Source organism: Streptomyces sp. NPDC017940 (assembly GCF_044328435.1).
Taxonomy (GTDB): domain Bacteria; phylum Actinomycetota; class Actinomycetes; order Streptomycetales; family Streptomycetaceae; genus Streptomyces.
This window is the reverse complement of sequence record NZ_JBIRHJ010000004.1, coordinates 474408-494569: the sequence shown is the minus strand read 5'-3', so window position 1 is coordinate 494569 and position 20162 is coordinate 474408. Positions and strand designations below refer to the sequence as shown.

17 protein-coding genes are annotated in these 20162 nt (G+C 73.9%); 7 read left to right on the top strand and 10 right to left on the bottom strand.

Going from position 1 to position 20162, the window contains the following annotated elements; genetic code table 11:
* Positions 1–4: 4 nt before the first annotated feature.
* On the bottom strand, positions 5–1480 hold the full coding sequence (locus ACH4DX_RS16465; protein WP_398155575.1) for a cytochrome P450: 1476 nt from the start codon (positions 1478–1480) through the stop codon (positions 5–7).
* A 119-nt stretch (positions 1481–1599) separates the two neighbouring features.
* Here ACH4DX_RS16465 and ACH4DX_RS16460 point away from each other — a divergent pair, with 119 nt between their 5' ends.
* On the top strand, positions 1600–2292 hold the full coding sequence (locus ACH4DX_RS16460) for a TetR/AcrR family transcriptional regulator (RefSeq protein ID WP_398155574.1): 693 nt from the start codon (positions 1600–1602) through the stop codon (positions 2290–2292).
* On the opposite strand, the gene ACH4DX_RS16455 is transcribed toward ACH4DX_RS16460, so the two are convergent.
* The 3 genes from ACH4DX_RS16455 to ACH4DX_RS16445 form a co-directional block, all read right to left on the bottom strand.
* Positions 2255–2758: a hypothetical protein gene (locus tag ACH4DX_RS16455; protein WP_398155573.1), complete on the bottom strand. Its 504-nt coding sequence runs from the start codon at positions 2756–2758 to the stop codon at positions 2255–2257. The genes ACH4DX_RS16460 and ACH4DX_RS16455 overlap by 38 nt on opposite strands.
* The gene (locus tag ACH4DX_RS16450; protein WP_398155572.1) at positions 2758–2946 is read right to left on the bottom strand and encodes a hypothetical protein; all 189 of its coding nucleotides are present in this window, start codon (positions 2944–2946) and stop codon (positions 2758–2760) included. Before ACH4DX_RS16450 ends, ACH4DX_RS16455 begins: the two co-directional genes overlap by 1 nt.
* A 128-nt stretch (positions 2947–3074) precedes the next feature.
* A complete protein-coding gene (locus tag ACH4DX_RS16445; RefSeq protein ID WP_398155571.1) occupies positions 3075–4295 on the bottom strand; it encodes an MFS transporter in 1221 nt (406 codons plus the stop codon).
* A gap of 209 nt (positions 4296–4504) precedes the next feature.
* Here ACH4DX_RS16445 and ACH4DX_RS16440 point away from each other — a divergent pair, with 209 nt between their 5' ends.
* Positions 4505–5098, top strand: coding sequence for a CGNR zinc finger domain-containing protein (locus ACH4DX_RS16440; protein WP_398155810.1), 594 nt, complete (start codon positions 4505–4507; stop codon positions 5096–5098).
* 52 nt (positions 5099–5150) lie between these two features.
* Here ACH4DX_RS16440 and ACH4DX_RS16435 read toward each other — a convergent pair whose 3' ends face one another.
* Complete coding sequence (locus ACH4DX_RS16435; protein WP_398155570.1) at positions 5151–6689, bottom strand: methionine--tRNA ligase; 1539 nt, start codon at positions 6687–6689, stop codon at positions 5151–5153.
* Between the two features lie 527 nt (positions 6690–7216).
* Between ACH4DX_RS16435 and ACH4DX_RS16430 the strand changes: the two genes are divergently transcribed.
* The gene (locus ACH4DX_RS16430; protein ID WP_398155569.1) at positions 7217–8401 is read left to right on the top strand and encodes an MFS transporter; all 1185 of its coding nucleotides are present in this window, start codon (positions 7217–7219) and stop codon (positions 8399–8401) included.
* Positions 8402–8516: 115 nt separating this feature from the next.
* Here the strand turns inward: ACH4DX_RS16430 and ACH4DX_RS16425 are convergent, their stop codons facing one another.
* Positions 8517–9389: an aldo/keto reductase gene (locus ACH4DX_RS16425; RefSeq protein ID WP_398118684.1), complete on the bottom strand. Its 873-nt coding sequence runs from the start codon at positions 9387–9389 to the stop codon at positions 8517–8519.
* 474 nt (positions 9390–9863) lie between these two features.
* Here ACH4DX_RS16425 and ACH4DX_RS16420 point away from each other — a divergent pair, with 474 nt between their 5' ends.
* Positions 9864–10523 (top strand): NADPH-dependent F420 reductase, encoded by a 660-nt coding sequence (locus ACH4DX_RS16420; RefSeq protein ID WP_398155568.1) that lies wholly within the window; start codon positions 9864–9866, stop codon positions 10521–10523.
* Positions 10524–10570: 47 nt separating this feature from the next.
* On the opposite strand, the gene ACH4DX_RS16415 is transcribed toward ACH4DX_RS16420, so the two are convergent.
* Positions 10571–11014 carry a hypothetical protein gene (locus ACH4DX_RS16415; protein ID WP_398118690.1) on the bottom strand — a complete coding sequence of 148 codons (444 nt, stop codon included), beginning with the start codon at positions 11012–11014 and terminating at the stop codon, positions 10571–10573.
* 438 nt (positions 11015–11452) lie between these two features.
* On the opposite strand from ACH4DX_RS16415, the gene ACH4DX_RS16410 reads away from it, so the two are divergent.
* Positions 11453–13279 carry an ABC transporter ATP-binding protein gene (locus ACH4DX_RS16410; RefSeq protein WP_398155809.1) on the top strand — a complete coding sequence of 609 codons (1827 nt, stop codon included), beginning with the start codon at positions 11453–11455 and terminating at the stop codon, positions 13277–13279.
* Positions 13280–13364: 85 nt separating this feature from the next.
* Positions 13365–14186: a maleylpyruvate isomerase family mycothiol-dependent enzyme gene (locus ACH4DX_RS16405; protein ID WP_398155567.1), complete on the top strand. Its 822-nt coding sequence runs from the start codon at positions 13365–13367 to the stop codon at positions 14184–14186.
* A gap of 108 nt (positions 14187–14294) precedes the next feature.
* Here the strand turns inward: ACH4DX_RS16405 and ACH4DX_RS16400 are convergent, their stop codons facing one another.
* Genes ACH4DX_RS16400 through ACH4DX_RS16390 form a run of 3 tightly spaced genes read right to left on the bottom strand, consistent with a single transcriptional unit; the run spans position 14295 to position 17556 of the window.
* The gene (locus ACH4DX_RS16400; protein ID WP_398155566.1) at positions 14295–15893 is read right to left on the bottom strand and encodes a helix-turn-helix domain-containing protein; all 1599 of its coding nucleotides are present in this window, start codon (positions 15891–15893) and stop codon (positions 14295–14297) included.
* A gap of 26 nt (positions 15894–15919) precedes the next feature.
* Positions 15920–16714 carry an SAM-dependent methyltransferase gene (locus ACH4DX_RS16395; RefSeq protein ID WP_398118696.1) on the bottom strand — a complete coding sequence of 265 codons (795 nt, stop codon included), beginning with the start codon at positions 16712–16714 and terminating at the stop codon, positions 15920–15922.
* Complete coding sequence (locus ACH4DX_RS16390) at positions 16711–17556, bottom strand: helix-turn-helix domain-containing protein (RefSeq protein WP_398118698.1); 846 nt, start codon at positions 17554–17556, stop codon at positions 16711–16713. Before ACH4DX_RS16390 ends, ACH4DX_RS16395 begins: the two co-directional genes overlap by 4 nt.
* A gap of 255 nt (positions 17557–17811) precedes the next feature.
* On the opposite strand from ACH4DX_RS16390, the gene ACH4DX_RS16385 reads away from it, so the two are divergent.
* Positions 17812–20016, top strand: a complete 2205-nt coding sequence (locus tag ACH4DX_RS16385; RefSeq protein WP_398155565.1) for a helix-turn-helix domain-containing protein — start codon at positions 17812–17814, stop codon at positions 20014–20016.
* Positions 20017–20162: the final 146 nt, after the last annotated feature.

The window sequence follows — 20162 nt, the reverse complement described above, 5'->3', positions numbered from 1 at the left end:
CGGTTCACCCGGACCGGCGTACGAGCCGCAGCCGCAGCCCCTGGGGCATCAGCGTCAGCCGCTCCACGACCCGCAGCCGGTAGCCCGGGTCCGGCACCAGGTCGTAGCGGCGGAGCAGCAGCCCGAGCACCAGCGTCGCCTCGTGCAGGGCGAACTGACGGCCGATGCAGGCACGCGCGCCGGTGCCGAACGGCTTGAAGACGTGGGCGGGCCGCGACCGCACCGCGGCGGGCGCGAACCGGCCGGGGTCGAACTCCTCGGGCCGCGGACCCCACGCCTCCGGATCCCGGTGCAGGAGCATCGTGAGCACCAGCGCCCATGCGCCCCGCCGCATCGGGTGCGCCCCGCCGAGCACCGTGTCCGCCAGGGCCTCCCGTGCGAACGCGGGGGCGGTCGGCCACAGGCGCAGCGACTCGTCGAGGACGCGGCGTACGTGGCGGAGCCTCGCCACCTGCTCGTACGCGGGTGCCTCCGCGGCCCCCCACACCTGGTCGACCTCGTCCCGCGCGCGGGAGAGCACCTCGGGGTGGGCGGCGAGGTAGTGCAGCGCGAACGAGAGGGCGCCCGACGTCGTCTCGTGCCCGGCCACCAGGAAGGTGATGACCTGTCGGCGGATGTTCTCCGGAGACAGGCGTTCGCCGGTGTCGGGGTGGGCGACGTCCAGCATCCGGTCCAGGAGGTCGCCGCGCGCACCCGAGGCGTCGGCGGCGCGCCGGGCGGCGACCACGCCGTCGACGGTGCGGTTCAGGTACGCCGTGTCGGCGGCGTTGCGCCGCTCGGCGCGGCGCAGCAGCACCGGGGCGAGCGCGGGCGGCAGGACGTTGCGCCGCTGCGCGTGCGAGAGCGTGCCGACCATGGCGCTCACGAAGGGGTGCGGCCTTGCCCGCTCGAAGGAGCCGAAGTCGTGCCCGAAGCCGGTGCGGGAGATGGTCTCCAGGGTCAGCTTCGTCATGTCGCCCGGCACGTCCACGGCCCGACCTGCGGCCGCCGCGGCGTCCCAGCGGGCCGTCAGCTGCCCGGCCACGTCGAGCATCAGCGGGTGATAGCCCGCCATCGCCTCCCGGCTGAAGCCGGGCGCCAGTATGTCGTGCGCCAGCTGCCAGTTGGGTTCGTGGTTGTACGCCGTGAACAGGCCGTCGCCCGCCACCGGCCGCAGGTTGGCCACGCCGAGCCCCACGTGCTTGGCGAACCGCGCCTCGTCGGCGAGCTCGGCCGCGAGCCGTGCGCCCCAGACGAAGACGATCTCCTTGCCGAAGGCCTTGCGGCGGAAGACCGGACCGAGGCGGCGCCCGATCGCCATCGAGTCCTGCACGGGCGTGCGGACGTTCGCGCCGAGCACGTCGCCGATCAGCGGAACGCGGCGGGGCGGGTGCGGTATGCGGTCGAGCCGGGGCCAGCCGGCCTCCGCGCTGCGGAACCCCTTCGGCAGGCCCCCGGGCGGCGGCCCGGCGCTTCCCGTCGGCCGCGTGGTCTGCGCCATGGCCACCATCTCCCTTGTGCACAGGGCTCCTTGGAGTGACCAGAGCCTGTTGTACGTGGATTCAACAAGGGATTGCAGTCTGGTCCTGTTGTTGAACCGACGTCAAGTAAGGTGCTGCCATGGCCGCGGACCCGCAGCACAGCCCCCGGCGCAGGCTGAGCACCCAGGAGCGCAGGGAGCAACTGCTCACGGTGGGCGCGCGGCTGTTCGCACAGAACCCCTACGACGACGTCTGGATCGAGCAGGTCGCCGAGATCGCGGGTGTCTCCCGCGGGCTGCTGTACCACTATTTCCCGACGAAGCGGGACTTCTTCGCCGCGGTCGTCCAGCGCGAGAGCGACCGCATGCTGCGCCTGACGACCGCCGAACCGGGACTGCCGGTGCGCGAGCAGCTCGGGACCGGCCTGGACGCCTTCCTGGGCTACGTCGAGGGCCACGCCCAGGGCTTCCGCGCCTTCCACCGTGCGAAGGAGGCGGGCGACCCCACCGTGCGGGCGGTGTACGGCGAAGGGCTCGCCGCGCAGGAGCGGCAGATCCTCGCCGCCCTCACCGCGGACCCCGAGACCGCACCGCTCACCGCCGAGCCGGCCGCCCTGAAGCTGGCCGTGCGCGGCTGGCTGGCCTTCATGGTGGCGGTCTGTCTGGAGTGGCTCGACGAGCCGGAACTGACGCGCGCACAGGTGCGCGACCTGTGCGCGCGGGCCCTCCTCGGGGCGATCCTGCCCTGGCCGGACAGCGGGTCCCGGAGCACGCCCCTGTCCTCGACGGACACCCTCAGTCGGGCAGGAAGCCCGCGCCGAAGTGCTCCGTGAGGGTGTGCCGGGTGCTGCCGCCGTCGTCCCCGAGCCGTTCGGCGGCCCACAGGAAGAAGTCGTCCGCGACGGTGACGATCCAGTCGTACGCCGGGTCGAGGGGGCCGGGGTCCGGCGCCGGGTAGCGGAGTTCGAGCTCGGGGCCGCCCGTCCCGAACACCGTGAAGAGGCGGTGGCCGTCCGCCTCCGACGCCTGCCGCACGGCCACCCGCGAGCAGTCCCACCGCGTCGGCCCGTATTGCAGCCACAGCGTGCCCGCCCCCGGGCCGTCGGCGTACAGGGCGGCGGCCACGGCCACGTCACCCCGCCGGGAGGCGTCCGTGAGGTGCACGAATCCATGGCAGCGCCCGGAACCGGGGGTGAGCACGCCCGTCGTGACGTCGAGCGACCAGATCCGCCCGTGCTGGTCGTAGTCCTGCAACACGACCTCGTGCGGCGGGGCGGCGGGCTCGTCCGCGGCAGGCATCAGCGCCGCCGCTCGATGCCGGGCTCATGGTGGACGGCGGCACTGCCGCGGGCGGGCGCCGCGACGACCGCCGCCCCGCCGGAGCGCCCGTCGGCGCGCATCGCCTCGGCGGCATCCTCCAGGACGTCGGACAGTCGGTGGTGGCGCAGGGAACCCGCTGGGCGGGCGTACGGTGCGGGCAGGGGCACGAAAGCTCTCTTTCGGTGCTGCGGTGGGCGCCTCACGGAGCGGGCGGGTGTGGCGCACGGCGGAACGTCCGGGACGTGCCGGACGTTACGGCCGCGCGCACGCATGAGGACCCTGTGGCGTCGGCACGTCAGGGTGATGTACGGGTTCCCTGCGCGCGCTGGGGCACACCAGGCCGCCGGCCGCGGCCCACCCCCGTCAGCGCCACGAAGCAGAGGGCCGCGAGGGCTTCGAAGCCCGCGGCCACGAGGAGCGCACCGGGGAGCGACCAGGTGGCCAGCGGCCCGCCGAGGCCCGCACCGATCGCGTAACCGGTGATCTTCAGGCTGGCCCCCGTGGTGAAGATCTGCCCGCGCAGGTGCGCGGGGGCCTCCCGGTGCCGCACCGCGAACAGGGCCGTGAGCTGCGGGCCCGCCCCGGCTCCCGCGACCGCCATGGCCGCGAACAGCGCGAGCGGCGTCAGGGTCGCGGCCAGGAGCAGCGCCCCGGCGAGGGCGAGCGTGCTGGCCAGGATCGTCGCGTCGGGCCGCAGCGCGCCGGGGCTCCGGGCCAGCAGGGCGTTGGTGGCCAGGGAGGCGGCGGCGAGCGCGGCCAGGAGGAAGGTCCCCGAGTCGGTGGCGCCGAGGGCCCGTTCGCCGAGCAGGGGAGTGCAGGTCACCAGCGTGCCGACGCCTACGTAGGAGATGACGGAGGTCAGCGTGGCGCGCGCGAGGGGGCGGACGCGGCCGATGACGGCGAAGCCCGACCGCAGATCGGCGATGACGGACGCGGGCGCGGTGGCGGGCGTGGGGGAGGGGGCGGGCAGGGTCCATGCCGCGGGCAGCGCGAGGACCACCAGGGCCAGGGACACCACGACACCCGCCGGCGCCCCCGCCGCCATGGCGACCGCCCCGGCGAGCGCCGGTCCCGCCAGGGAGGCGAAGTTGTAGGTCAGGGCGTCGAGCGCGGTGGCACGCGGCAGGTTCCCGGGGGCCGCCACCTGCGGCAGTTGCGAGGTCCAGCCACCGGCCAGGGCGGGGCCCAGGAGACCGCCGCACAGGGCGGTGGCGAGGACGACCGGCAAAGGCAGCCGACCGAGGCCCAGCAGGATGGCGAGCAGCGCCAGGGAGTACGCGGCCAGCGCAGTGGTGAGCAGCCGACCCGGCCGTGCGGCCCGGTCGAGCAGCACCCCGAAGACGGGCCCGCCCACGGCAGCGGAGAGCGTGATCCCCGACAGGAGCGCCGAAGCCGTCGACGCCGAGCCCGTCACGGAGAGCCCCACCAGGAGCAGGGCAGGACCTGACATCTCATCACCGGTGCGCGCGGCGGTGGCACCCGTGAGGTACCTCCCGATGCCGTAACGCTTTGACATGCGTACGACGTTACAAGGTAACGGGCAAGCTGACTATGGGCGTTACTCTGGCTCTCGTGAGGAAGCCGAAGGCCGAGAAGAGCGAGACCGCGGAACCGCGCGACGGCGCGGGGGCGCCCGAGGACGAGCGGTCCACGCGCCCTGAGGGGTGGTCCCGCCCTGAGGAGCGGTCCACGCGCTCCGACGAGTGGTCCACGCGCCATTCCGTCCTGCGCTCGGCGCAGCGCGCCGCCGCACTGGTCAACGTCCTGAGCGCGGGTGGGCCCGACGGCGCGAAAGGGCCCGACGACGCGGAAGCGTCCGACAGCGTGGATGGGCCCGACGCGCAAGCCGTCGCGTCGGTCACCGCGGTGCTGCGCGAGTACGGGGAACGGGGCGCGCTGGAGGTGACCGCGCAGGACGTGGCGGACCTGCGCGCCGTGTCCGACCGGCTCCGCGACGTCTTCACCGCTCCCGGTGTCGACGCCGCGGCGGCCCGCCTGAACAGGCTCATCGCCGAAGGCTGCGGACCGGTCAGGCTCACCGCGCACGGCGGCGGCACGCCCTGGCACATCCACCTGGACAGCGACGACTCCGCGCCGTGGGCGGAGTGGTTCCTGGCCTCGTCCTGCATGGCCCTCGCCGTGCTGCTCTGGGACCGGCAGCGGCCTCCCGGCGGGCTGTGCGCGTCACCGCGCTGCGACACCGTGTACGTCACCGGCGGCAGCGGCACGGCGCGCCGCTACTGTTCGCCGCGGTGCGCGACGCGTGAGCGGGTGGCGAGCCACCGGCGGGCCAAGGAGCGCAGGAACCCCTCGGGTTGAGGGACAGTTGAGGGACAGGGGCCGCGAGCCCCGCGCCCTGCGGCCCGCCCCCTCAGACCGCCGGACGCAGTGACTCTCCGACGCGCGGGAATAGCGGTGCGGCCCGCGGGAGCCGCCCGTCGGCGGTGGGCGTGCACTGCGCGGCCACCCGGGAGGCCGACTCCGGTACGAACGGGGAGAGTTCGCCGGCGAGCGTGCGACACGCGCCGATCAGGGCGGCGAGCACCCCGTCGAGGCGGTCGCCCGCCGCCGCGTCGCCCGCGCGCTCGGCCTTGGCGAGCTCCCAGGGCCGCGTGCCGTCGACGCAGCGGTCGGCCTCCGCCACGATCCGCCAGACGGCGTCCACCGCCCGCCGGAAGTCGAAGTCCGCCAGCGCGTCGTCGACCCGGCCCCGAACCTCACGGCAGGCGGCCACGAGCCGCTCCGTGCCCTCGGCCGGCACGCGGGGCACCGGCACCCGGCCGTCGCGGAAGCGGTGCGCCATCGTCACGACCCGGTTGACGAGATTCCCCAGCCCGCCCGCGAAGTCGGCGTCCGCCCGGGCCACGAGCCGCTCCCGGGTGAAGTCCGCGTCGCCGACGCGCGGCACATCCCGCAGCAGCCACCAGCGCACCGCGTCCGTCCCTGACTCCGTGACGAGTTCCGTCGGATCGACGGTGGCACCGGCCGACTTGCTGATCTTGCGGCCGTCCACGGTGAGGTAGTCGTGTACGAGGACGTCCGTGGGCAGCGGCAGTCCGGCCGAGAGGAGCATGGCCGGCCAGTACACCGCGTGGAAGCGGACGACGCCCTTGCCGACGAGGTGGGTGCGGCGCGTCGCACCGCTCCACCACTGCTCGTACGCGGGGTCGCCGGTGCCGTAACCGAGGCTGGTGACGTAGTTCCCGAGGGCGTCCCACCAGACGTAGACGACCTGTTCGGGGTCGTCGGGCACGGGGATGCCCCAGCCGCGGGCCCGCGTGTGCGACCGGGACACCGAGAAGTCGTGCAGGCCGCCCTCGATGAGGGCGAGCACCTCGTTGCGGCGCACGGCGGGCTCGACGCGCAGGCGCCCGGACGAGATCAGCCCGTGCAGTCGGTCCGCGTACCGGGAGAGCCGGAAGAACCAGTTCTCCTCGGCGACGGACCGCGGTTCCGTGCCGTGCTCGGCGCAGCGCCCTCCGACGAGTTCGGCCGGTGTGTAGAACTGCTCGCAGCCGACGCAGTACAGGCCCTCGTAGTGCTTGCGGTACAGGTCGCCCGACTTGGCGCACCGCCGCCACAGGCGTTCCACGCCCACGCGGTGGCGCGGGTCGCGGCTCGTGCGGATGAAGTCGTCGAAGGAGAGGTCAAGGGGACCGCGCAGCGCGGCGAACGCCTCCGCGTTGCGGTCCACCAGGTCCTGCACGGGCACGCCCGCCGCCTCGGCGGCGAGAACGTTCTTCAACGAGTTGTCGTCCGTGCCGCTCAGGAAGCGGACCCGGTCGCCGCGGTGCCTGCGGTGCCGGGCGAGCACGTCCGCCTGGACGATCTCGAGGGCGAAGCCGAGGTGCGGGCGGGCGTTGACGTAGGGAATGGTCGTGGTCACGTACGTGGTACGCGGGGTGGTCATGGGAGCCTCCAGGATCTCCAGGGGGAGAGGCGGGGCTCCGTGACCGCAACGCGACGAGGCCCCGTCTCGGGGCCTCGGAACACGCGTGCGTCCGAAGTCAGCGGCCCCGTCGGCGGGGCATCATGACGCTGCGGAACTCGGGCGTGATCATGCGGGGATGCTAGCACCGGGCCCGCGGACGGGGCCCGGGGTTTTCGCGTGAACACTGGTCCGTTGGGTTCTGGTCCGCGGGGTGTTTGTCGGCGGGGCGCCGGTCCGCAGGACAGCGGTCCGCGGGGCGCTGGGGTCGCGGGCCGCCAAGCCTCGGGCCGCCGGGTCCTCCACTACGGCGTCGCATACCTGCCAGACCACGGGCCGTGCCCCTTGGTGAACTGAGCCGTGCCCCCGACCGGCACCCCTGACAGGTACGCCGAGTACCGCGAGTGCCCCGCGCACCCCGAGCACTCCGCGTACCCCAAGTACCGCGTACCCCGAGTACCCCGTACCCCAAGTACCCCGCACCCCCGGATTCCCGCCAGGAAGGACCCATGCCCCAGCTCAGAACCGCCGTGCCCGCCCCGGCCTCCCGCACGCCGTTGCGCGGATGGCTCGCCGTGGGCTCGGTGACGGCAGGCCTGTTCGCCATCGTCACCGTGGAGATCCTGCCCATCGGCCTGCTTCCTTCGATCGGACGGAGCTTCGACGTCACGGACGGCACCGCCGGTCTGACGATGACGATGCCGGGCTTCCTCGCCGCCCTCTCCGCGCCCCTAGTCACCACGGCCACCTCCCGCGTGGACCGGCGCACCATGCTGTGCGCCTTCATGGCCCTGCTCGCGGCGGCCAACCTCCTCGCCGCAGCCGCGCCCGCCTACTGGCTCGTGCTCGTCTCCCGGGTCATGGTGGGCGTCACCATCGGCGGGTTCTGGTCGATCGCAGCCGGGCTCGCGGTGCGTCTGGTGGCACCGGGATCGGCCGCGCGGGCGACGGCGGTGATCTTCTCCGCGGTGCCGCTCGGATCGGTGCTCGGGGTGCCCGCCGGTACGTTCGTCGGCGAGGCCGCCGGCTGGCGGACCGCCTTCGGCGCCCTGGGAGTTCTGTCCCTGTGCGTCTGGGGCGCCATGCTTGCGGTGCTGCGGCCGCTGCCGCCGGAACAGGCGCTGCGCGTGGCCGTGCTGCGGGAGTCCGTGCGCGGCCGAGGCGTGCGCGGGGCGCTGTGGACGACCGTCGTCGTCGTACTGGCGCACTTCGGCGCGTACACGTACGTGACGCCCTTCCTCGGGGAGGTGACGGGCGTGGGCCCGGACCTGGTCACCGTGTTCCTGCTGGCGTACGGCGCGGCCGGGATCGCCGGGAACTTCGTGGGCGGCGCGGCGGTGGCGCGCAGGCCGCGGGCCGGGTTCGTGACGGCGGCGGGTCTGATCGCGTGTGCCACGCTGCTGCTGCCCGTCCTCGGTGACCGGCCGGTCGGTGCGGTCGTGCTCCTCGTGGTCTGGGGGATCGCCTACGGTGCCGTGCCGGTGTGCTCGCAGGCCTGGTTCGCGGCGGCGCTGCCGCGCGCACCGGAGGCGGCGTCGGTGCTGTTCACCGCCTCGTTCCAGGCGACGCTCTCGCTCGGGGCGCTGGCGGGCGGCGCCGTGCTCGACCGGACCTCGTCCTCGACGGTGATGGTGCTCGGCGGGCTCACGGCGGTGCTCGCGGTGGCGGTGGGGGCGCGCCGAGGTCCCGGCTGACCGGTTGACCGCTTGGCTGACCGACCGGCGGACCGACCGTCCGGCTGACCGCGAAGGCGCCGGTGCTCACCGCACGTCGGTTGAGCACCGGCGCCTTCGCCGTGCGGGAGCCGGGTCAGACGGCGGCGGCGAGCGCCTCGAACTGGGCGTCGTCCAGGGTGATGCCCGCGGCGGCGACGTTCTGCTCCAGGTGCGCGACGCGCGACGTGCCGGGGATGGGCAGCACGACCGGTGAACGGCGCAGCAGCCAGGCGAGGGCGAGCTGGGAGGGGCTCGCGCCGTGGTCCGTGGCGGCGGCGTCGAGCGGTCCGCCGGGCCGGGCCAGCTCACCGGTGGCCATCGGGTACCACGGGATGAACGCGATGTTCTCCCGCTCGGCGTACGCGAGCACGTCCTCGGAGCCGCGGTCGACGAGGTTGTACCGGTTCTGCACGGAGACGATCTCGGCGTGCTCGCGGGCCGCCTCGAGCTGCTCCAGGGTCACCTCGGAGACACCGATGTGGCGGATCTTGCCCTCCTTCTGCAACAGGGTGAGCTCGCCCAGCTGGTCGGCGAGCGGGACCTGCTCGTCGATGCGGTGCAGCTGGTACAGGTCGATGCGCTCCACGCCCAGGTGGCGCAGGCTCAGCTCGGTCTGCTGGCGCAGGTACTCGGGGCGGCCGACCGCGCTCCAGGCGTCCGGCCCCGAGCGGGTGAAGCCGCCCTTGGTGGCGATGACGAGGTCGTCGGCATAGGGCTTGAGGGCCTCCTGGATGAGGACCTCGTTGACGAACGGTCCGTAGGAGTCGGCGGTGTCGATGAAGGTGACGCCGAGCTCCACGGCGCGGCGCAGCACACGAACGGCCTCGTCCCGGTCCTTGGGTTCGCCCCACACACCCGGTCCGGTGAGCTGCATGGCGCCGTAACCCAGACGGTTGACGGGCAGGTCGCCGCCGAGGGCGAAGGTGCCCGAGGCGTCGGCGGGGCGCGAGGTGTTCGAGGTGCTCATGGGAGCGGTCCTTTCACGGCGTGCGTACCACAAGATGTGTGACGGCTACGAGAAGACGGGTGACGGTTACGAACCTATGCGCAAGAACGCCCGAACGGCGGATACGGGCATGCAGCGGCAGCCTCGCGGCCGGTCACGGGCGGGCGGCCCGGCTCGACCGCCCCCGCGTCACGTCGGACAGGACAGGACAGCGCGGCGCATGCGGCTAGTCCTTCCGAAGTCGGCGCCCGCCGCGACGAGGCGGCCCCGGAGCAGCCACGCGACCCGCGGCGTGGTCGTCAGGTCCCCGCCCGTCCCAGCCATCGGAATCCACTGGGCAATCGAGTGAGAGACATGGAATATCCGATGGGGCGAAAGGGAATACGCGACTGCCGAATATTCCCTCGGACCGGCGGAAATAGCCCCGTCGTCAGGGGGGTTGGAGGCACACATGCGCCAGCGGCACCCGGTCGCGGCACCCCACCGGAGGACTCCATGAAGATCGGCATCATTGGCGCGGGCAACATCGGCGGCAACCTCACCCGGCGCCTGACCGCACTCGGCCACGACGTCTCCGTGGCCAACTCCAGAGGCCCGCAGACCCTCACCGCCCTCGCCGAGGAGACCGGTGCCACGCCCGTGACCGTCGACGAGGCGGCACGCGGCGCCGAGGTCGTCGTGGTGACCGTCCCGCTGAAGAACGTCCCCGATCTGCCGTCCGGTCTGTTCGACGGGGCCGCGGAGGGCTTCGCGGTGATCGACACGGGCAACTACTACCCCCGGGAGCGCGACGGCAGGATCGACGCCATCGAGGCCGGCCTGCCGGAGAGCCGCTGGACCGAGCAGCACGTCGGGCACCCCGTCATCAAGGCGTTCAACGGCACGTACGCGGACGACATCCTCGACAAGCCGCTCCCCGAGGGCGCGCCCGAGCGGATGGCGCTGCCCGTGGCCGGGGACGACGAGGCCGCCAAGAAGGTGGTCCGCGAGCTGATCGACGAGATGGGCTTCGACACCGTCGACGCGGGCGGCATCGACGAGTCGTGGCGTCAGCAGCCCGACACCCCCGTGTACGGGCTGCGCGGTGGCGTCGCCGAGGTGACCCGGGCGCTCGCGGACGCGAGCCCGGAACGCCCCGCGGCGTTCCGGGCCTGAGCGTCCCGGCGTTCCGGGCCTGAGCACCCCGGCGTTCCCGGGGCCGGTCAGGTTCCGAGGCCGCCCCGCCTCAGGTGCAGCCGGGTGCCGTAGTCGTCGCCCAGCCAGATGCGGGCCTCGTCGGTGTGCATGCCGCCGAGCCGCGGGTTCGAGAACTGGTGCCGGACAGGTCCCCGCGGGTCGACCGCGACGCACACCTGCTCCAGGCACCAGGCCGGGTCGTTGCCCTCGGCGCGCAGCCGGATGTAGACGGGGTACAGGTCGAGGTCCTCGGTGTCGAGCTGGGGTCTGCGCGGGTCGTTGTAGTACGCGTTGACGACGTTGCCGCCCTCGCCGAGGACGAACTGGTTGTCGCCGTTGCGCGCGATCCTGTCCGAGTTCGCCAGCAGGAACTCACGTCCGGCTATGCCCAGGTAGATCCGCCCCTGCGTGGCCGCCCCCGCGACATCGGCGGTGACGAGGGCGATGGTGATCTGGTGGATGTCGGTCATGGTGCGCTCTCTCCCCGGGGCAGGTCGTCGGAAAGGGCCGGATGCCGCACGGCGGGCACGCGGAGGCGGTGTGCGGAGGACGGTGTGCGGAGGACGGCGTGCGGAAGGCGTCGTGCGAAGGGCGGCGTACGGAAGGCGTCGTGCGGAGGGCGGCGTACGGGAGGCGGTGTGCGGAGGGCGGCGTGCGGGAGGCGCGCGCACCTTCCGCCAGCACCGTCCTCCCCTGCGCCGTCCGTGTTAACCGGGAACGCGGTCACATGCCGGGGGCACGCGGTGCAACTCGGGGCCTATGCAGATGATCGGACTGCTACGCCGTGCGATCCCGGCGCCCCCCCTCGCCCCGGGTGGCGAGCCGTGGCGCCCCCCCCGGCTTCTCCGGGCGCGGTCAGGCGGAACGCGCCCTGACGCGTCCTGTGGTGCGTGACCCACTCAGAACCCGTGTTCGACGAACAACCGCAAGTCAAGACGGCGGACCCCACGGAGGCCGGGCCGCCGCTCTCCGCCCGGGAGACCTGGGCCGTCCTGTACCGCCACTTCCGCCCGCACCGCGGGGTGGTGGCCGTCGGCGCCCTGTTCACCCTGATCGGCGCGGCCACGGGACTCGCCCAGCCGGTCGCCGTCGAGGCGTTGGTGAACCGGCTCTCCGACGACGAGTCGGTCACCTCGATCCTCGTTCTCCTGACGTGTCTGCTGGTGATCGGCACGGCGGTCGAGTCCGTGGGCAGCTACATCCTCGAACGCACCGCGCAGTCCGTCGTCCTCGACTCGCGCCGCTCCCTCATCGGACGCCTGCTGCGGCTGAAGGTCACCGAGCTGGAGCGCGTGCAGCCCGGTGACCTGATGTCCCGCGTCACCTCGGACACGACCCTGCTCCAGGCCGTCACCACGCAGGCCGTGGTGTCCGCGTTCTCCGGCGGCCTCACCGTCGTCGCCACCGTCGTGATGATGGCCTTCATGGACCCGGTGCTGCTCGGCGTCACCCTCGGCGTGATCGTGCTCATCGGGGCCGCCACCGCCCTGGTCATGCCGAAGATCTCCAAGGCCACCCGGCAGGCGCAGGAAGCCGTCGGCTCGATCTCGACCGCCCTGGAGCGGGCCTTCGGCGCGTTCCGCACCCTGAAGGCATCCGGCGCCGAGGAGCGCGAGGTGGCGAAGGTCGAGGAGGCGGCGAGCGAAGCGTGGCGGCACGGCGTGAGGTCGGCCAAGTGGCAGGCCGTGGCGTGGAGTTCCATGGGCTTCGCCATCCAGGTGTCGTTCCTCGCGGTGCTCGGCGTGGGCGGGGCACGGGTCGCGTCGGAGGCCATCTCGGTCGCGACGCTCGTGGCGTTCCTGATGCTGCTCTTCTACCTGATCGACCCGGTGACCCGCCTCGTGGACGCCGTCACGCAGTACCAGGTCGGCTCCGCCGCGGTGGCCCGCATCGTGCAGGCGGAGCGGATGGAGACGGAGGAGTTCGATGCCTCGCCGCCGAGAGGGACGCAGAAGTCCGACACGCCGCCGCGGGTGCCCGCCCCCGCCGGCACCCGCCCCGCGTCGGTCACCTTCGAGAACGTGACCTTCCGCTACCGGCCCGACCTCCCGTACGTCCATCACGGTGTGAGCTTCACGGTCCCGGGCCCCGGCATGACCGCGTTCGTCGGCCCCTCGGGCGCGGGCAAGACCACGGTCTTCGGGCTCGTGGAACGCTTCTACGAGGCCTCGGACGGCCGCGTCCTCGTCGACGGCGAGGACGTCCTCCGCCTGCCGCTCGCCGAACTGCGCGCCGCCATCGGGTACGTCGAGCAGGACGCCCCCGTCCTCGCGGGCACCCTGCGCGAGAACCTGCTGTTCGCCGCGCCCGACGCCACCGCCTCCGACATCCGCGACGTCCTCGTGCGCGCCCGGCTCGACACCCTCGTGGACACGCTGCCCGACGGCCTGGACACCGTGGTCGGGCACCGCGGCTCCAAGCTCTCCGGCGGCGAACGCCAGCGCGTGGCGATCGCCCGCGCGCTGCTGCGCAAGCCCCGGCTGCTCCTGCTCGACGAGGCGACGTCCCAGCTGGACGCCGTCAACGAACTCGCGCTGCGCGACGTCGTCGCCGAGGTGTCCCAGCAGGTGACGGTCCTCGTCGTCGCGCACCGCCTGTCGACGGTCACGCTCGCCGACCGGATCGTCGTCATGGACGCGGGCCGGGTCCGCGCGGTGGGCACGCACGACGAACTGGTGGTGGCCGATCCGCTGTACGGGGAGCTGGCCGCGACGCAGTTCCTGGCGTCGTCGTGAGCCGGGTGCGCCGAGGGGAGGGCGGCCCCGGACGGTGGGAAAAACCCCGTCGAGGCGGCCGCGGCACGTCGCCTAGTGTGACGACATGACCTTCATGCCCCTGGAACGGTACGCCGCCCAGATCATCGCGCAGACAGACAGGTTGACGGAGCGGACCAAGGGCGCCGACCTCGCTCTGCCGGTGCCGACCTGCCCCGGCTGGAGCCTCGGCGACCTGCTGCGACACGTGGGCGGGGCGCACCGCTGGGCCGAGGAGATCGTACGCACCAGGGCGACGGGCCCGGTGTCGGACGACCAGGTGAACGACGTGTCCGGCGACGACCGCGCCGACGCGGCCGCCCTCGCGGACTGGCTCCGCGAGGGCGCGGCCCTGCTCGCCGGCGCGCTCAGGGACGCGGGCCCGGACGCGCGGGTCTGGACGGTGGCGCCGAACGGCACCCCGTTGTTCTGGGCACGCCGCATGATGCACGAGTCGGCGCTCCACCGCGCCGACGCGGCCGTCGCCGTCGGCGGCACGTACACCCTGGACCGTGAGGTCGCCCTGGACGGCCTCGACGAGTGGCGGGGCTTCACCGAACTGCCGCAGGCCTACCCGTCGCCGGAGGCGGTGCGCGCACTCCTCGCCCCCGGCCGCACGGTGCGCATGGAGGTGAGCGGGGCGGACGCCGCCCCCGGCGCGTCGTGGCTGGTCGACCTCACCGGTGCGGCCCCCGTCGCACGGGACGCCGAGGCCGCCGAGCGGACGGGCGAGGAAGCCGCCGTGACCGTACGCGGATCGGCCGCCGCACTGCTGCTGCTCATGTACCAGCGGCAGGACGTCCTGGACGACGCGGTGGAGTTCACCGGGGACCGCGAGCTGTTCGCGCGGTGGCGGGAAGCGGTGACGCACTGGCTCCGCAAGTCCTGAGACGTCGGCGCTCGTCCACGACTTGAGGCGTCGGCGCTCGTCCACGACCTGAGACGTCGGCGCTCACCCACGACCTGAGGCACCGGCGCTCGTCCGCGTCCGCAGGCGTCAGCCCTCGCTCCGTCCTGCCCGGTACGTCCGGCCGCCGCGGCGCGGAAGCGCTGCCGGTACGTCGTCGGGCGTGGCGGTGGTCTCGACGGCCAGGTGCAGCTCCGCCCTGGTCGTCGCCGACGACAGTTCCAGGTCGAGGGCCTTGCCGCACTCGCCGAGCCAGGCGGCGAGCGTGCTGCGGTGCAGGCCGAGTTCGACGGCGGCGGGAGCGGTCCTGCCGCGGTGGCGCAGCCAGCACCGCAGCGCGATCCGCAGCCGGGTGTCCAGCGGTTCCAGGAGCGCGGCCGCCCAGCGCCCGGCGTCCTCGGCGTGGATCAGGTCGGCGGGCAGCGGCGGATCGGGGCGGAGCCGGGCCGTCGCCGCCGCGGGCCGGGGAGCGGCGGGCGCGCGCAGGGCGAGCAGGAGCTGCGCCTGGACCGTGGGGTGGTCGAGGTCGGCGCCCAGGAGGGTGGCGATGCCCCGCAGCCGCGCCCGGACCGTGCCCTCGGACACGTCGAGGGCGGGCGCGGCGGTCTGCACCGACCCCGAACGCAGCCATGCCTCCAGGGTCCGGCGCCGCTCCCGGTCCAGGGGCCGCAGCACCGTCGCGGCCCAGGCGCGCAGGCGCTCGGCGGGGACGACACGGAGCAGACCGTGCGCGCCGAGGCCGCCCGCGGCGGACAGACAGCCGGCGGTGGCACCGGTACGGGCGGTCCCGGCCTCCGCCCACGCGGTGGCGAACATGTCGAGGGGCGCGGGGTCGGCCGCGCCCCCGGAGAGCTCGTGCCGGTCCGCGATGCGGGCGACGAGCGAGCGCACCGCGGCGTGTTCGCCGTGGGCGGCGCCGTGCAGGGCGACGACCACCAGCTCGGTGCCGTCGAGGCAGACCAGCATGCGGGTGCCGCCGAGCGCGGTGCCCGGCTGCGCCGCCCGCCAGAGGGTCTGGTGCGCGGCGTGCACGGCCCGCCCGGTGAGCCGGTGCACCGTGGCGTGCGTGGCGGCGGCGCCGAGGACGTCGGCGGCCAGCTCGGGCCTGCCGTCCTTGAGCAGCCGGAGCACCGCGGTGTGCAGCCGCTGCTCGGCTCCGCGCACGTCGTCCGCCCGCCGGGCCCGTACCCGCAGCAGGTCCGCGGTGGCCTGGGCGATCAGGGAGGCCGGCGCGACGGGTGCCCTGCCGGGGCCGATGACGAGGACGGTGCCGTCGCTGTCGGCCACCTGATGGACGGTGAGGTGCGCGGCGGCCCCCGGGTGCGCGGCGGCGCGCTCGGCCTCGCTCCCTGCACCGCGCGGCGTGCTGTGGACCGCGCCTGCCACGGGGTCCACCAGGGCCGCCCAGCCGTCGGCGAGAGCGGCCGCCTCGGCGACGAGACAGGCGCCGGAATGGGCGGCGGACCGCGTCAGGCGCCGCACCCAGGGGCACGACACCTCCTGCGCGGCAGCGCCCGGCACGGACACCGCGGGCCCCGGCGCCCTGCCGGTGGAAGCTGCGGACCCCGGCGCCGCACCCTGGGGAACGGCGGGAACAGCGGCCTCCCAAGGCTGCGCCGAGCGCCCCGCGGAACCGCCCGCGGCGCCACTGCCGGTCACGCCACCGCCGGTCACGTCACTGCCCGCCACGCCGCTCCCCGTCACACCGCTCCCCGTCATGAGATCCGTGCGACGCCGCCCCACCCCGCCCGCTCCGTGAGGCGGCCGGTGGTCGCGTCGGGCCGCCAGTCGGGCCAGCACACGTATCCGGGGTCGACCAGCTCGAGGCCGTCGAAGAACGCGACGGTCTGCTCGGGCTCACGGAAGACGTAGGGGATGGCGCCGGAGCTGTTGTACTCCTCCTGGACCTCGCGGTGCTTGTCGTCGGCGGCGGTGGAGTGGCTCAGGGACACATAGCTGCCGGAGGGCAGCCGGTCCACGAGCCGGCGCACCAGCGCCAGGGCCTCGTCCCAGTCCACGATGTGGCCGAGCACATCGTTGATCACCAGCGCTACGGGCCGGCTCATGTCCAGGGTCTTGGCCGCGCCCTCCAGGACGGCTTCCGTGTCCCGCATGTCGGCGAGTACGTAGTCCATCGCGCCCTCGGGCGTGCTCTTGCGCATCGCGTGCACGTGCAGCAGGACGAGCGGGTCGTGGTCGACGTACACCACCCTGCACTCGGGGGCGATGCGCTGGGCCACCTCGTGGGTGTTGTTGGCCGTGGGAAGACCGGCGCCCACGTCGAGGAACTGACGGATCCCGGCCTCCCGAGCCAGCCAGGTGACGCTGCGCACCAGGAAGCCCCGTGACTCCTGGGCCATGGGCTCGATCAGCGGATACTTGTCGCGGTAGGCGTCGCCGGCGGCCTGGTCCGCGGGGAACCAGTCCTTGCCGCCCAGCCAGTAGTTCCACACCCGGGCGCTGTGGGCGACGGAGGTGTCTATCTGCTGGGGGTCTGTCGGCTCGGTCATGCCAGGGCCTCTCTCGACTTGTCGGGATGGAAAGCGGTGGCGCAGGAGTAGTCCAGGAGGAGCCGGTAGTCCGTCACGGTCGTGCTCGCGTCCCATACGTCGGCGGCGCCCGCAGGACCGCACTCGCGGACCACGCGGTCCGGTATCTCCGGTGCCTCGACCCGGTACACGGTGATCGCGGGGGTGCCTGTCAGGGCGTGCGGCGGCCCGTCGAGGGGATGGATCTGGAGGGTCACGTCGGGACCGTCGACGGCCGCCCGCAACGCCGCCACCTGCTCCGCCATGACCTCCTCGCCCCCGACGCGGGTGTGCAGGGCCACGGCCGACATCACCGCCCAGATCCTGGTCTGCTGCGTACGCAAACGCTCTTGACGTGCCATCAGGAGATCCGTACGGGCGTCCTTGACGGCCGCGGACAGATCGGGGCGCAGGGTGTCGTCGACGGCGCGCGCGTAGGCCCGGGTGCGCAGCAGGGCGGGGACGAGGGCCGGTTCCCAGGCGCGGATCATGCTGGCGGCCGACTCCACGCTCATCAGGTCCAGCTGCCAGGGGTCCATGACGGAGCGCCAGGGGTGCCACCAGCCGGGCAGGTTGGCGGTGGCCAGCTTGCCGAGGAACTCCTCCGTCTCGGCGGGCGGCGCCCCGTACGCCCGGAGCAGCGCCCGGACCTGGCCCTCGTCCAGGGACGTCTGGGCCTGTTCGATCCGGCGCACGGTGACGGGGTGGGCGCCGAGGTCGTCGGCGGCCTGCTTGCGGGAGAGCCCTGCCGCCTCGCGCAGGATTCTGAGCCGGGTGGCCAGAACGAGATGGGCGAGCGTCGGGCCTGACCGTTCGCGGGCCACGCGCTCTCCTTCCGGCACTCACCTCAAGTTGCTGATAGTGCATACCTTGTCGCTTGCAATCTCTGTGCGCAACCCGTTGAGTATGTCCATGGCGGCGGACGGCGGGAAGTCCGCCCAAGTCGCCTCGCACTGCCCGAGCTCGCATCGCCGGAGGTGATGCGCCGGCGGGCCCGAGGGCGCGCGCCCGCGCACCCCGCGGCTGTGACACGCCGTCGCAGGACAGGACCAACACCTCGGGCAGAAGGGGGAGATGACGTGCTGACACTGGGCACGCTGGTCGGCAGGGCCGAGTTGGAGCTGGACTTCGCCGCAGGTGTCGACGCTGCCCGGTACGAGGCGGTGGGGGTCGCCACCCTGACGACCCTGACCCTGTCGCAGCTCCTGGAGGGCGAGCCGCAGCGGCGCCTGGAGCCCGGATCCCTCGTCCTGATCACCGGCCTGGAGTCGCGGCTGCGGGGGCGGGCGGAGGTCGCCCTGGAAACACTCATGGAGCAGCTCGCCCTGGACCGGTGCGCGGGCCTCGTCGTGCACACCACCCCCGACGCGCCACGGTCCGCAACCCGGCCCCGAGGCGCCTACGATCCGCCCCGAGACGCCGCCTACGATCCGTCCCGAGGCACCTACGACCCGCCCCGAGCCACCCACGCCGCCTCCCGAACGGCCCACGACCCGTCCTCCCGAGCGGCCCGCGCCCCCTTCCGGGCCGCCCACGGCCTGTCCCGGGCCGTCGTCGACCTGTCCCACACCCTCGCCGTCCCGCTCCTGACCACCTCCGCGGCGCCGCCGATGTGGGCAAGGACGCGTCACCTCCTCAGGGACAGCAGGCTCGCCGGTGCCGAGCGCCACGTCACGCACCTCACCACGCTGGTGCAGCAGGTGCCGACCGAACTGGCGGACCCGCAGGCGATGCAGCGCATCGCGGACTGGCTGGCGCGGTCCCTGCACGTACAGGTCCTCGTCAGCGATCCGCACCGCGTCCTCGCGGCCTCCCCGGCCACCGCGGCCGAGACCCTGGCACCGGCGATCATCCACCGGTCCATGGCCGAGTCGGCGCCGCACCCGGGCACCCACTGGCCGGCGTCCCCGTCGCACGCGGCGAACCCGGCGTCCTCGATGTACCAGGCGAACCCGGCGTCCCCGATGTACCCGGCGAACCCGGCATCCCCGACGCACGCGGCGAACCCGGTGGACGTGACGTACCCAGCGAGCCCGCACACCCGGCTCATCACCCTCGCCCCGGCCCGCGGGGCCGACACGGTCCTGGCCGTCGCCCGCAGCTCCGCCCCGTTCGACGAGGCCGAGCTGCGGCTGCTCGGCCACGCGGCGCGGCTCCTCGGACTCCTGGACCAGGCGCGCCGCGAGCACCGCGCGGCCGCCGACGCCTCCCGTGCCGCCCGCAGGGCCGCGATGGAACTCCTCCTGGACGGCGAGGTGGACAAGGCGCGGCGCGTCATGGCGCCGCAGGCCCCCGGCCTCCTGGAGACGGACACGGCCCGCGTCTTCGTGGTCGACGTGCCGCGCACCCACCGGGACACCGCGGTGCGCCGGTGCGAGGCCGCCACGTCCGGCCGGGCCCTGGTGATCGCGGACCCGCGTACGGACCGCCGGATCCTGGTGGTCCAGCCGGTGCGGGCGGGCCGGCCGACGGACGGCGTGGGCACCGAGCTGACCAGGCTGATCGCGGCCCTGGGGATAGGTTCCGTGGGCGGCAGCGGCGTCTACTCGATGTCCCTGCTCGCCGAAGCGCTCCGGGAGGCGACCGCCGCCCAGGGGTTCGCGCTGCAAGAGCCGGACTCCGCCGCCCTCACGGCCCACCACACGGACCTGCTCAGCCTGCTCCCCGCGCGCGAGGCACAGCTGTGGGCCCGGCAGTTGCTGTCCCCGCTGATGCGCAACGACGCCCAGTGGGAGCAGATGCGGGAGACCCTGCTCACGGCCCTCGCCCACCCGTACACCGTCGCGGCACGGCGGCTGAGCCTGCACCGCAACACCGTCACGCGCCGCGTGGCCCGGGCGGCGGAGGCCCTGCACGTGGACTTCGCCGCCGTCTCCGACCGCATCGCCGTCGGCCTCGCCCTCGAACTGGTCACCTGCCGGGAACAGCCGGACGGCTCCGCGCCGTCCGGCGAACTGCCGCCGACGCTGCGCTCGTTGCTGTCCTCGCCCCAGGTGACGGCCTGGGCCGACACGCTGCTGCTCTCCGCCCGCGGCGACCGCAGGGACCTGCTCACCACGGCGACGGTCTGGCTCACGCACGACGCGCACATCGAGCCGACCGCGCGGGCCCTCGGCCTGTCCGAGGCCACCGTGCGCTCCCATTTGCGCGCTCTCGAACAGCATCTGGCCAGGGACCTTGGCACCCTCGGCGGCCTGCGCGATCTCCAGTTCTCCCTGCACGTCGTGACCGGCAAGGTCGAGGTGGGGGAGCACTGCGGCGCCCTGTGCCCTGCGGTGCCCTGACCGGAACCGGCCCCCTGGAACCGGCCCCCCGGGACCGGTCCACCGGGTTCCCTCGCACACTTCACCGAGTACGTTGTACGCCGTTCCTTCACTGGGTACGCTGTACGCGATTCCTGCCGCAGGGCAGCGCACCGTACGCAGGGCCA

What these genes read in the sequence shown, in the direction of transcription:
- ACH4DX_RS16435 (WP_398155570.1), bottom strand. Translation starts at nt 6,689, where the DNA reads ATGACCACCCCGCGTACCACGTACGTGACCACGACCATTCCCTACGTC.
- ACH4DX_RS16455 (WP_398155573.1), bottom strand. Translation starts at nt 2,758, where the DNA reads ATGCCTGCCGCGGACGAGCCCGCCGCCCCGCCGCACGAGGTCGTGTTG.
- ACH4DX_RS16395 (WP_398118696.1), bottom strand. Translation starts at nt 16,714, where the DNA reads ATGACCGAGCCGACAGACCCCCAGCAGATAGACACCTCCGTCGCCCAC.
- ACH4DX_RS16460 (WP_398155574.1), top strand. Translation starts at nt 1,600, where the DNA reads ATGGCCGCGGACCCGCAGCACAGCCCCCGGCGCAGGCTGAGCACCCAG.
- ACH4DX_RS16465 (WP_398155575.1), bottom strand. Translation starts at nt 1,480, where the DNA reads ATGGCGCAGACCACGCGGCCGACGGGAAGCGCCGGGCCGCCGCCCGGG.
- ACH4DX_RS16425 (WP_398118684.1), bottom strand. Translation starts at nt 9,389, where the DNA reads ATGAGCACCTCGAACACCTCGCGCCCCGCCGACGCCTCGGGCACCTTC.
- ACH4DX_RS16445 (WP_398155571.1), bottom strand. Translation starts at nt 4,295, where the DNA reads ATGTCAAAGCGTTACGGCATCGGGAGGTACCTCACGGGTGCCACCGCC.
- ACH4DX_RS16415 (WP_398118690.1), bottom strand. Translation starts at nt 11,014, where the DNA reads ATGACCGACATCCACCAGATCACCATCGCCCTCGTCACCGCCGATGTC.
- ACH4DX_RS16420 (WP_398155568.1), top strand. Translation starts at nt 9,864, where the DNA reads ATGAAGATCGGCATCATTGGCGCGGGCAACATCGGCGGCAACCTCACC.
- ACH4DX_RS16405 (WP_398155567.1), top strand. Translation starts at nt 13,365, where the DNA reads ATGACCTTCATGCCCCTGGAACGGTACGCCGCCCAGATCATCGCGCAG.
- ACH4DX_RS16430 (WP_398155569.1), top strand. Translation starts at nt 7,217, where the DNA reads ATGCCCCAGCTCAGAACCGCCGTGCCCGCCCCGGCCTCCCGCACGCCG.